The organism is Methylobacterium dankookense, from assembly GCF_902141855.1.
Taxonomy (GTDB): Bacteria; Pseudomonadota; Alphaproteobacteria; order Rhizobiales; family Beijerinckiaceae; genus Methylobacterium; species Methylobacterium dankookense.
Genome location: NZ_CABFVH010000044.1, coordinates 36,524 through 47,075, shown reverse-complemented (window position 1 = coordinate 47,075; position 10,552 = coordinate 36,524). Strand labels below are relative to the sequence as shown.

Sequence of the window (10,552 nt, the reverse complement as noted above, 5' to 3'; positions counted from 1 at the left end):
CGCCTACCAGGACCACGACACGCCGGACCGGATGTATGCCGAGGCCGGGCTCGACGCCGCCGCCATCGTCGCAAAGGTCCAGGAGATCCTCCCAGAGCGGAAGGCCCAGGCCTCCAACATCGTGAGCGTGAAGAGCCGCCAGCGCTGAGGGGTTCCCGCCCCCCTCTCCCCGCTTGCGGGGAGAGGCCTGCCTGCACCCTGTCGTGCAGGCAGGAAGCGGAGGCGTGAGCCGGAGCGGCGGTGAGGGTGCGGCTCCGGAAAAGCCTCTATCGAAACCGCCCCCTCACCCTCGGCTGCCGCCTCGTCGCGACGACGACGGGGTCGTCGCGACCCTCTCCCCGCAAGCGGGGAGAGGGGATGTCCGTGTCAGCCCGCGAGCCGCGCCTCGCAGGCGGCGAGCAGCGTGCAGAGCGCCACGGCCTCGGCCGCCTTGCGCACCTCGGCGAGGCTCGGGAAGGTCGGCGCGATGCGCAGCGTGCGGTCGTGCGGGTCCTTGCCGTAGGGATGCGTGGCGCCGGCCGGCGTCAGCGCGAGGCCGGCCTCCTTGGCGAGCGCCACGACCTTGCTCGCCGTCCCGTCCTGCACGTCGAGCGTGATGAAGTAGCCGCCCTTCGGCGCGCTCCAGCGGGCGACGCCCTGCCCGTTCAGGCGCGCCGCGAAGGCCTCGTCGACCGCCGCGAATTTCGGGCCGATCAGCTCGCGGTGCTTGTCCATATGGGCGGCGATGCCGGCATCGTCGCGCAGGAAGCGGACGTGGCGGAGCTGGTTGAGTTTGTCCGGCCCGATCGAGCGGCGGCCGGCCTGGGCGAGGTACCAGCGCACGTTCTCCGGCGACGAGGCCCAGAGCGCGAGGCCGGCGCCGGCGAGCGTCACCTTCGAGGTCGAGGCGAAGACCACGGCGCGGTTCGGGTTGCCGGCCTCCGAGCAGGCTTCGAGGATGTTGGCGAGCGCCGGCCGCTCGGCGGTCAGGTGATGCACCGCGTAGGCGTTGTCCCAGAAGATGCGGAAATCGGGCGCGCCGGTCTTCATCGCGGCGAGCCGCCGGGTGGTCGCCTCGCTGTAGGTCTCGCCGCTCGGGTTCGAGTATTTCGGCACGCACCAGATGCCCTTCACGGACGGGTCTGCGACCGCCTTCTCGACGGCGTCCATGTCCGGGCCCTCGCCCGTCATCTCCACCGGGATCATGCGGATGCCGTAGCCCTCGCACAGGGCGAAGTGGCGGTCGTAGCCCGGCACCGGGCAGAGGAAGCTGATCGGCTCCTCCTTCGACCAGGGCCCCTTGCCGCCCGGCACGCCCTTGAGCAGCGCGTAGACGATGGTGTCGTGCATGAGCGCGAGGCTCGAATTGTTGGCGACCACGATCTGGTCGGCCGGGGCGCCCATCAGCGTCGCGAACAGGGCGCGGGTCTCGGCCAGCCCCTGCAGGTTGCCGTAGTTGCGCGCGTCCGTGCCGTCCTCGGCCGTGGTGTCGCGGTTGCCCGGGAGCGCCAGCATCTCGGCCGAGAGGTCGAGCTGCGCCGAGGCCGGCTTGCCGCGGGTCATGTCGAGCTTGAGTCCCTGGCCCTTCAGCGCCTCGAATTCCTGGCGGAGGCCGGCGCGCAGGTCGGCGAGCGCGTCGTTGGACAGTTCGGACAGCGGCGGCATGGCGCCTCTCCTTGGCGTTTTCCCGGTCGGGGTCGGTTGGTTTGCGGGTCCTGAGCGCGCAATTTCGGCGCGAGGTCAAGCACCGCGTTGGCATTCGGGCCGGCCAGCGCTTACCTGCGGCGCGAAGACCTCACCTGACGACGCCACCGGAGACAGCCTTGGCCGAGCACGACGCCCCCCCGCGCATGCATGCGACGACGATCCTGATGGTGCGCAAGGGCAGCCGCGTCGTCATCGGCGGCGACGGGCAGGTCAGCCTCGGCCAGACCATCGTGAAGGGCAATGCCCGCAAGGTGAGGCGGCTCGCCAAGGGCGCGGTGATCGGCGGCTTCGCGGGGGCGACGGCGGACGCCTTCACCCTGTTCGAGCGCCTGGAGGCCAAGCTCGAGCAGTATCCCGGCCAGCTCACCCGCGCCTGCGTCGAGCTGACCAAGGATTGGCGCACCGACCGCTACCTGCGCCGGCTCGAGGCGATGATGCTGGTCGCCGACAAGGAGGTGAGCCTGCTGCTCTCCGGGGCCGGCGACGTATTGGAGCCCGAGACCGGCGTGATGGCGATCGGCTCCGGAGGCAATTACGCCCTCGCCGCCGCCCGCGCGCTCGAAGACGGCGAGCATGATGCGGAGACTATAGTCCGGCGCGCGATGAAGATCGCGGCCGACATCTGCGTCTATACGAACGGCAGCCTCGTGATCGAGAGCCTCGACGATGTGAGTGAACGATAAATCCTGCCATTAAGGATGGTTTGAGATATTGTGCGCATGGTGCCCCCGGGGGAGCGGGGCACCAGCACATGAAGATCGGCACGAAACTGCTCGCGCTCGTCGCGGGCTGCAGCGCGGTGACCCTGATGGTGGCGGGGGTCAGCATCGGCTCCCTCATCAGCTTCGGCGATGCCATCGACGACACCAAGCTCGCCGCGACGCGCGCCCTCAACGGCGCGAACCTGAACCGCCTCGCCTCCGAGGTGACGATGGATTCGCGCGGCGTCTACGCCTCCGCCGACCGCACCGAGGCGCGCAAATACGCGGACGGGATCGTCAAGGGCCTCGCCGCGATGGACGCCCTGCTGAAGACCTGGGAGCCGATCGTCGGCCCTGCGGACCGGCCGCTGTTCGAGGCGCTGAAGCGGGATGCGGCCGCCTTCGCCGCGATGCGCACCGAGATCGCCCGGGCCGGCACCGAGGTCGCGCCGAAGGCCGCGGCCGATCTCGGCTTCAACGACGCCAACCAGAACAACCGCCGCGCCTTCCAGGCGGGCATCACCGAGCTGGTGAAGCGCGGCCGCGCCGAGGTCGAGGCGATCGACGCGGCCACCGAGCGGCTGGTGAACCAGCGCATGATCCTGCTGCTGGCGCTCGCGATCGGCGGCACGCTCGGCAGCGCCGTGCTCTGCGGCCTGATCGCCCAGCGCCGGATCGCCCGGCCGCTCGCCGCGGTCTCCGATGCGATCCGCCGCCTCGCCGGCGGCCAGCACGACCTGCCCGCCGTGAAGCCGACCCGCGACGAGATCGGCGCGATCTGGGCGAGCATGCAGGTCTTCGCCGAGGCCATGCGCACGGCCGAGGGCCTGCGCGCCGAGCAGGAGCGCGCCGGGGTCGCCGCGCGGGCGGCGCGGCGCAATGAGATGAACGCGATGGCCCAGTCCTTCGAGGGCAGCGTCGGCGAGCTGGTCCAGCACCTCGCCGCGGCGGCGGCCGAGATGGAGGCCACCGCCCGGACGCTCGCCGGCAATGCCGATGCGACGAGCGGACGCGCCGAGGCCGGGGCTGGCCGCGCGCGGGAGACGGCGTCGAGCGTGCAGTCGGTCGCGGCGGCCGCCCAGCAGCTCGCCAGCAGTGCCCGCGAGATCGGCCAGCAGGTGGCGCGCACGGCCGATGCCGCGGCCAGCGCCGTCGAGGGCACCCGGCGCGGCCAGGAGCAGGTCGAGATCCTGGAGCGCAGCGCCGCCGGCATCGGCGAGGTGGTGAGCCTGATCGCGAGCATCGCCGGGCAGACCAACCTGCTGGCGCTCAACGCCACCATCGAGGCGGCCCGGGCCGGCGAGGCCGGCCGCGGCTTCGCCGTCGTCGCCGCCGAGGTCAAGGAACTCGCCGGCCAGACGGCCCGGGCCACCGACCAGATCACCGCCCAGATCGCCACGATCCAGAAGGCCACCCGCGAGACGGTCGCCGCGATCGGCGCCGTCGACAGCACCATCGGCAGCGTGCACGAGATCGCCCTCGGCGTCGCCGCCGCGGTGGAGGAGCAGCAGGTCGCCACCAGCGAGATCGCCCGCAGCGTCTCGGAGGCCGCGGAGGGCACCGAGGCGGTGACGGTGTTCCTGGCCGAGGTCCGGCGCGCGGCGAGCGAGGCGGGGGCCGGCGCCGAGCAGGTGCTGGCGGCGGCGGGCGAGCTGGCTCACCGCGCTGGCGGCCTCAGCGCCGAGGTCGACGGCTTCATCGGCGGGGTGCGCGCGGCCTGAGGCTGGCCCCGGGTCGCCCATAAGCCCCTTGCGCGGCGAGCCCCGGGACCCCATTCCGGGGCTTGTCCGTTTGCCGATGAGCGCTCGAGGCTGGCCCCAAGCGATGACCACGTTTTCCCCCCGCGAGATCGTCTCCGAACTGGACCGCTTCATCGTGGGGCAGCACGACGCGAAGCGGGCGGTGGCGATCGCGCTGCGCAACCGCTGGCGACGCCAGCAGCTCACGGGCCCGCTCCGCGAGGAGGTGGCGCCCAAGAACATCCTGATGATCGGGCCGACCGGCTGCGGCAAGACCGAGATCGCCCGCCGCCTCGCCCGGCTCGCCGGCGCGCCCTTCCTGAAGGTCGAGGCCACGAAGTTCACGGAGGTGGGCTATGTCGGCCGCGACGTGGAGCAGATCGTGCGCGACCTCGTGGAGGTCGGCATCGGCCTGACCCGGGAGGAGAAGCGCAAGGCGGTGCAGGCCAAGGCCGAGGCCGCGGCCGAGGGGCGCATCCTCGACGCCCTGGTGGGCGCCACCGCGAGCGCGGCCACCCGCGACAGCTTCCGCAAGAAGCTGCGCAACGGCGAGCTCGACGACAAGGAGGTCGAGCTCGAACTCGCGAGCGGCGGCCCGGCGGGCCTGCCGATGTTCGAGATTCCCGGCATGCCGGGCGCCTCCATGGGCGCGATCAATATCGGCGACGTGCTCGGCAAGGCGCTCGGCGGCCAGCGTGGCAAGCCCCGCCGCATCAGCGTGCGCGACGCCCACGCCCCGCTCCTCGCCGAGGAGAGCGACAAGCTCGTGGACGACGACGCGCTCACCCGCGAGGCGATCCGCGAGGTCGAGGACAACGGCATCGTCTTCCTCGACGAGATCGACAAGATCTGCGCGCGGGAAGGCCGCTCCTCGGCCGACGTCTCGCGCGAGGGCGTGCAGCGCGACCTCCTGCCCCTCATCGAGGGCACCACCGTCGCCACCAAGCACGGGCCGGTGAAGACCGACCACATCCTGTTCATCGCGTCGGGCGCCTTCCACGTCTCGAAGCCCTCCGACCTGCTGCCGGAATTGCAGGGCCGACTGCCGATCCGCGTGGAGTTGCAGCCGCTTACAGTCGAGGATTTCAAGCAGATCCTTACCGCTACCGAGGCGAGCCTGATCAAGCAGACGGTGGCGCTGATGGCCACCGAGGGCGTCACCCTCGACTTCTCGGAGGACGCGATCGACGCCCTCGCCCGCGTCGCCGTGGAGGTGAACGGCTCGGTGGAGAATATCGGAGCGCGCCGCCTGCAGACGGTGCTGGAGCGGGTGATCGACGAGATCTCATTCACCGCCACCGACCGCGGCGGCGACACGGTGGCGATCGACGCGGCCTATGTCCGCACCCGGGTGGAGAGCCTCGCCGCGAACGCGGATCTGAGCCGCTTCATTCTGTAGGGCCGCGCGCGGCATCGGCCGATCCGTGACCGAATCCCGCCCCGCCGCCCTGCTCCTGCCCGTCGTGGCTCTCGTCGCCGGCATGGTCTCGCTCCAGACCGGGGCGGCCTTCGCCAAGAGCCTGTTCCCGCTGGTCGGCGCCGCGGGCGTGTCGGCCCTGCGGGTCGGGTTCTCTGCGCTGATCCTGCTCGCCGTCTGGCGGCCGTGGCGGCGCAGCCTCAATGCCCGCGATGCCGGCTGGATCCTGCTCTACGGGGCGGCGCTCGGCCTCATGAACCTGCTGTTCTACATGGCGCTCCGCACCATCCCGCTCGGACCGGCGGTGGCGATCGAGTTCGCGGGGCCGCTCGCCGTTGCGCTCGCGGCCTCGCGGCGGACGGCGGACTTCCTCTGGATCGGGCTCGCGGTGCTGGGGCTGTGGCTGCTGCTGCCGCTCGGCGGCGCGTCGGACGGGGTGGGCGACCTCGATCCGGTCGGCGTCGCCTACGTCCTCGGGGCGGCTCTGGCCTGGGCGCTCTACATCCTGTTCGGCCAGCGCGCCGGCCGGGCCCATGGCGGCCAGGCCGTCTCGCTCGGCATGACGACGGCTGCCGTCGTCGTCGCGCCCTTCGGCCTGGCGGAGGCGGGCTCCGCCCTGTTCGCGGCCCCGGTGCTCGTGAGCGGGCTCGCGGTCGCCATCGCGTCCAGCGCCCTGCCCTACTCGCTCGAGATGTTCGCCCTGCGCCGCCTCGACCGGCAGAGCTTCGGCGTGATGATGAGCCTGGAGCCGGCGATCGCCGCGCTCGCGGCGCTCATCGTCCTCGGCGAGCATCTGACGGCCCTGCAATGGTTCGCCATCGCCTGCGTGATCGCGGCCTCGGCGGGGATCACCCTGGGGAGCCGCAGGCGTGGCCGCGCCGTGCCGGAGGGCGGCGCGCCCTGATCAGCCCTCGGCCGACCAGACCTGTCCGGGGCGCAGCGCGAGGAAGCGGTCCCGCGGCAAGTCGGCCGCGTCGAGGGCCGCGTCGAGGGCCTGGGCCGGCCGCTCCACGCCCTCGTCGGTGAGGCGGAAGGTGCCCCAATGGTGGCCGAGCGCCTGGTCCGCGCCGAGGAGCTTCAGCGCCTCCACGGCGTCTTCCGGGTTCATGTGCTGCGGCTTCATGAACCAGCGCGGCTCGTAGGCGCCGATCGGCAGGGTCGCGAGGCGCGGCGCGCCGAAGCGGGTGCGCACCTCCCGGAAGATCGCGCCGTCGCCGAGGCCGGTATCGCCGACATGGTAGTGCACGCCCCTGGGCGAGGTCAGGACGAAGGCGCACCAGAGGGCCATGCGGCGGTCGTTCAGCCCGCGCGCCGACCAGTGGTTGGCCGGCGTCAGGTGCACGGTGAGGCCCTGGCCCAGATCGATGCTCTCGCCCCAGTCGCGGGTCTCGACGGGCATGCCGTCGTCGTAGCCCTTGAGGATCGCGTCGTTGCCGAGCGGGGCGATGATCGCGGGTTGGTGGTCCTGCCAGAGGCGGGCGACCGTCGGCCCCTCCAGATGGTCGTAGTGGTTGTGGGTGATCAGCACCGCGTCGATCGGCGGCAGGTCGGCATAGGCGATGCCGGGCGGATTGACCCGCTTCGGCCCGGCGAAGCGCGTCGGGCTCGCGCGCTTGGCGAAGACCGGGTCGATCAGGATGTTGCGGCCCGCCACCTGCACGAGATAGCTCGCATGGCCGATCAGCACGACGCGCAGGCCCGGCACGCGCTCGGGCGGCCGGTCCGGCGGGAAGGGGCTCGGGAACTGCGCCGGCCAGGCCTCGCCCTTGCGCGCGAGCTGCCAGCGGATCACGTCGGCGAGGTCCTTGTCGGCCGCCTGCTCCGGGCTGTGGAAGCGCAGGCCGTCGAAATGGTCGCTCTTCGGGCCCTGGTAATAGGGGTTGCGGGAGCGCCGATGCGCGGCGTAGCCGACGCCGCCGAGCGTCATCACCGTGGCCGCGCTCGCGACCGTGAGCAGGCTTCGCCGTTTCATGGCCTGGGAGATGGCGAGCCGCGCGCCACCGTCAAGCGCGGGATCCGCGATGGTGCGGCGGGCGCCCTACTCCACCGCCTCCGCCACCAGCGACATCCGCGCGCGGTACACGACCTTGCCGCCGTCGTCGCGCACGCAGGCGACGTAGTCCTGGCGCTCCAGATCCGGCTGAAGGTCCTGCGCGATCGCGCCCATGATGCGGGTCACCTTGCCGCGCGCGGCGGCGAGGTCCGGCAGCTCGAAGCCCACATCGTCGTGCACCGGCTGGGACCCGTCGTGCAGGTCGATGAAGAAGCGGGGCATCGGCACGTCGCTGCGCAGGAGGTCGATCCGGCAACGGCTACGCTTTTATGGTTAACGAAGCCTTGCCGGCCGGCCTCATGAGCGCCAGCGCAGCTCCCGCCGCTCCAGCGGGTTGACGAAGGGGCGGCCGGCGCGGGCCGATTCCAGCGCCTCGCGCTTCAGGCGGAAATACCATTGCGAGGGCAGGTCGCCGTCGCCGAGCAGCACCATGGTGGGCTTGCGGTCGAGCCCGGCCTGGGCGTGCTGCAGCACCTGCTGGTCCTGGGTCAGGAACTGGCGCATCAGCGGGCGCGCCACCGGCTTCAGCAGGTTGAGCGCCGGCATGCTCCAGTAGAGCGCGTTGGTCAGCAGCGTCCGGTTGGCGGTGAGCGGCGTGGCGAAGGTGTAGTTGGCCACCCGCTTCGCGCCGGCCATGATCCGCTCCAGCCGTACGCCGGGCAGGCGGAACTCGATCTCGACCTCGGGCACGCCGCCGAGCAGCCGGTAGACCGGCGAGCTCTTCGTGGTCGCGTGGCTCGTCATCACGAAGCCGTGCTCCACCGGCTGGAAGGTCTTCACCTTCTCGCGCAGCTCCTTCGAGGGCCGGAACCACCAGGAATCGTGCACGAAGGCGACGTGGCCGGGATCGACGAGGCTGAGGGTGGTCAGGTCGAAGGAGGCCTCGACCTCGAGCGCCACCACCAGGGAGCCCGCCGGCTCGAAATCGAGCGCGGGGATCGCCGGCACGGGCCCGTCCTCGTTCAGGCTCGGGTTCACCCAGACGAAGCCGGCGCTCTCCCGCACGGGGAAGCGCTGCACCGCGATGCGCGAGAAGTCGGCGGCATCGTGGGTCGAGAGCGTCGGCACCGCGCGGCAGCGCCCGTCCGTGCCGAAGCGCCAGCCGTGGAACGGGCACATCAGGGTGTCGCCGTCGAAGGGCCCCTTGGAGAGTGCCATGCCCCGGTGCGGGCAGCGGTCGCGCAGCGCGAAGGCCGTCCCGTCCGCGCCGCGGCCGAGCACGAGCTGCTCGCCGTTGAGGGCGACCGCGGTGAGGCCATTCCCCTTGAGCGCGCGCGACTCGGCCACGCAGTACCACGCATCCGGCAGGGGCTGGCGCATCGCCGCCGGGTCGAGGGCGTCGTCGGGGCGTTGGCTGGGCAGCGGGGAGACGGACACGGTGCGGCGGGCTGCCTTGGGCTCGGATCGGGCTGCCCTCTTACGCCCCCACGCCGGCCCGCGGAAGCCTGCGGCCCGGCAGGCTGCCCCGTTCGCTGCATTGCGGCGAGAGGGCGCAGGCGGCGCCCTTCACAAGCGCCGAGGGGCCGCCTACCTTCGTGTCTCCCGCAACGAACGAAAGGAGGTGATCCAGTGTCTCATTGTCATCAGCCGCAGTCTTCGGCTTTCCGGACCTGGACCGTCGCCTCCGGCGCCTGCCTCTAAGGGCGCCTGAGACCCGATCTCGGGACAGTTTCGGCCGGACCTGCGGTTCGGCAATGGAAGGGCCGCCCTCCCGGGCGGCCCTTCGGCGTTTTTGGGCTTCTTTGGTCTGCGCCGGCTTCGGCGCTGTCCGGCGCATGGGCGCCGACGCGCAGTCGCGCTTGCGCCCTGAAGACGGCCAGCCGTCTTCAGGGCGAGAATTCAGAGATCTCGCACGTGCGGAGGCTCAGCGCCGGGTTTGGAACAGCGGCTGGGCGAGGGCCTCGGCGCGCGCGCGCCAGAGCTCGCCGTCCTCGCGCAGGCGGTCGATGTCCAGGCGCAGGCCGTCGCGCTCGGTTTCCGCCTTGTCGCGCTCGGCCCGCATCGCGTCCCGCTCGGCGGAGAGCCGCGCGCACTCGCCCCGCAGGGCGTCGCGTTCGGCCAGGATCTGCTCGCGCTCGACGCGGAAGGCCTGGAGGGCGTCCATCTCCTGCTGCACATGGCCGCGCAGGCTGCGGATCTCCTGGGCGAGAAGCTCCTGAAGGGCCTCCTGCCGCTCGCCCTCGACCCGGAGCTTGGCCTGCAGCATCAGGTTCTCGGCCATCAGGTCCGAGATGTCCGAATCCTCGGGCTCGGACTCGCGTGGCGGAGGCGGGGCCGGCTCGACGAGCCGGGGGCTCCAGCTCGGCTCGGGCCGGGCCGGACGCGGCTCGGGCTGGGCGTCGAGGCCCGGCGCCGCCGCTTGCGTCTGCATGCGCATCGCAGCGAGCCAGTCGCGCAGGGAGCCTGAGGCGGAGCGGTGCCCGCTCTCGCTCGGCGGGACGTGGCGGGCGGGTTCCGACATCGGCGTTCAGTCCTTGCGGTTCCTGACCATCCGTGAAGGAACATGCTTAACGATCCGTAAAGTCTGCGCCCGCCCGGCGGCCCTGAAGCCCCTGGTTGTGGGCCTCGACCTTGACTTCCCGGCGCCCCGCGGGTACGGCCCGCGCTCCCCGACCGACGCTCGTCGTCGATTCCGAGAGGCCGACCGGTCCCATGAGGCCGGAGGTCAACGCCCGACAGCGCGTCTGCGCCCTCGGGCGCCATCGGCGTTGGCGATCGGTATCAGGAATCGAGCCATGCCGTCTGAGAGCCTCAACATCGCGGATGCGATCAACGAGACCTGCCCCTGGTCGGGCAAGCCGATCTCGGCCGACGCGCTGACGCTCTACAACGGCGCCGTGGTCGGCTTCTGCAACACGGAGTGCCGGGACAAGTTCGCCCGCGCGATCCAGGCCTTCGAGGCCGACCTCCAGGCCCGCCGCGTCGAGCGGGCCGGGCTGCACCAGTAAGCCGGACG

At 72.0% G+C, this 10,552-nt stretch carries 10 protein-coding genes; 5 read left to right on the top strand and 5 right to left on the bottom strand.

The annotated features are described in order from the left end of the window. Positions 1–366 precede the first annotated feature (366 nt). On the bottom strand, positions 367–1,644 hold the full coding sequence (locus tag MTDSW087_RS23680) for an aspartate aminotransferase type Ic (protein ID WP_144767323.1): 1,278 nt from the start codon (positions 1,642–1,644) through the stop codon (positions 367–369). Between the two features lie 185 nt (positions 1,645–1,829). Between MTDSW087_RS23680 and hslV the strand changes: the two genes are divergently transcribed. The 4 genes from hslV to MTDSW087_RS23660 all read left to right on the top strand — a co-directional run bounded on the left by hslV (position 1,830) and on the right by MTDSW087_RS23660 (position 6,447). Further along, positions 1,830–2,369 carry an ATP-dependent protease subunit HslV gene (gene hslV / locus MTDSW087_RS23675; RefSeq protein ID WP_373321974.1) on the top strand — a complete coding sequence of 180 codons (540 nt, stop codon included), beginning with the start codon at positions 1,830–1,832 and terminating at the stop codon, positions 2,367–2,369. 68 nt (positions 2,370–2,437) lie between these two features. Then, a complete protein-coding gene (locus tag MTDSW087_RS23670) occupies positions 2,438–4,108 on the top strand; it encodes a methyl-accepting chemotaxis protein (RefSeq protein WP_144767321.1) in 1,671 nt (556 codons plus the stop codon). A gap of 103 nt (positions 4,109–4,211) precedes the next feature. Beyond that, positions 4,212–5,525: an ATP-dependent protease ATPase subunit HslU gene (gene hslU / locus MTDSW087_RS23665; RefSeq protein WP_144767320.1), complete on the top strand. Its 1,314-nt coding sequence runs from the start codon at positions 4,212–4,214 to the stop codon at positions 5,523–5,525. 82 nt (positions 5,526–5,607) lie between these two features. Continuing rightward, complete coding sequence (locus tag MTDSW087_RS23660; RefSeq protein WP_144767329.1) at positions 5,608–6,447, top strand: EamA family transporter; 840 nt, start codon at positions 5,608–5,610, stop codon at positions 6,445–6,447. Here the strand turns inward: MTDSW087_RS23660 and MTDSW087_RS23655 are convergent, their stop codons facing one another. The 4 genes from MTDSW087_RS23655 to MTDSW087_RS23640 form a co-directional block, all read right to left on the bottom strand. After that, positions 6,448–7,515 (bottom strand): MBL fold metallo-hydrolase, encoded by a 1,068-nt coding sequence (locus MTDSW087_RS23655; protein WP_144767319.1) that lies wholly within the window; start codon positions 7,513–7,515, stop codon positions 6,448–6,450. It lies immediately after the preceding gene. Between the two features lie 66 nt (positions 7,516–7,581). After that, entirely contained in the window at positions 7,582–7,818 is a 237-nt protein-coding gene (locus tag MTDSW087_RS23650) for a DUF6894 family protein (protein ID WP_144767318.1), read from the bottom strand. Between the two features lie 75 nt (positions 7,819–7,893). Continuing rightward, entirely contained in the window at positions 7,894–8,916 is a 1,023-nt protein-coding gene (locus MTDSW087_RS23645) for an aromatic ring-hydroxylating oxygenase subunit alpha (protein ID WP_144767328.1), read from the bottom strand. Positions 8,917–9,460: 544 nt separating this feature from the next. Continuing rightward, the gene (locus MTDSW087_RS23640) at positions 9,461–10,057 is read right to left on the bottom strand and encodes an ATPase (RefSeq protein WP_144767317.1); all 597 of its coding nucleotides are present in this window, start codon (positions 10,055–10,057) and stop codon (positions 9,461–9,463) included. Between the two features lie 274 nt (positions 10,058–10,331). Between MTDSW087_RS23640 and MTDSW087_RS23635 the strand changes: the two genes are divergently transcribed. Further along, entirely contained in the window at positions 10,332–10,544 is a 213-nt protein-coding gene (locus tag MTDSW087_RS23635) for a glutathione S-transferase (RefSeq protein WP_142583689.1), read from the top strand. Positions 10,545–10,552: the final 8 nt, after the last annotated feature.

What these genes read in the sequence shown, in the direction of transcription:
- MTDSW087_RS23660 (WP_144767329.1), top strand. Translation starts at nt 5,608, where the DNA reads ATGGTCTCGCTCCAGACCGGGGCGGCCTTCGCCAAGAGCCTGTTCCCG.
- MTDSW087_RS23655 (WP_144767319.1), bottom strand. Translation starts at nt 7,515, where the DNA reads ATGAAACGGCGAAGCCTGCTCACGGTCGCGAGCGCGGCCACGGTGATG.
- hslU (WP_144767320.1), top strand. Translation starts at nt 4,212, where the DNA reads ATGACCACGTTTTCCCCCCGCGAGATCGTCTCCGAACTGGACCGCTTC.
- MTDSW087_RS23635 (WP_142583689.1), top strand. Translation starts at nt 10,332, where the DNA reads ATGCCGTCTGAGAGCCTCAACATCGCGGATGCGATCAACGAGACCTGC.
- MTDSW087_RS23640 (WP_144767317.1), bottom strand. Translation starts at nt 10,057, where the DNA reads ATGTCGGAACCCGCCCGCCACGTCCCGCCGAGCGAGAGCGGGCACCGC.
- MTDSW087_RS23680 (WP_144767323.1), bottom strand. Translation starts at nt 1,644, where the DNA reads ATGCCGCCGCTGTCCGAACTGTCCAACGACGCGCTCGCCGACCTGCGC.
- MTDSW087_RS23670 (WP_144767321.1), top strand. Translation starts at nt 2,438, where the DNA reads ATGAAGATCGGCACGAAACTGCTCGCGCTCGTCGCGGGCTGCAGCGCG.
- MTDSW087_RS23650 (WP_144767318.1), bottom strand. Translation starts at nt 7,818, where the DNA reads ATGCCCCGCTTCTTCATCGACCTGCACGACGGGTCCCAGCCGGTGCAC.
- MTDSW087_RS23645 (WP_144767328.1), bottom strand. Translation starts at nt 8,916, where the DNA reads ATGCGCCAGCCCCTGCCGGATGCGTGGTACTGCGTGGCCGAGTCGCGC.
- hslV (WP_373321974.1), top strand. Translation starts at nt 1,830, where the DNA reads ATGCATGCGACGACGATCCTGATGGTGCGCAAGGGCAGCCGCGTCGTC.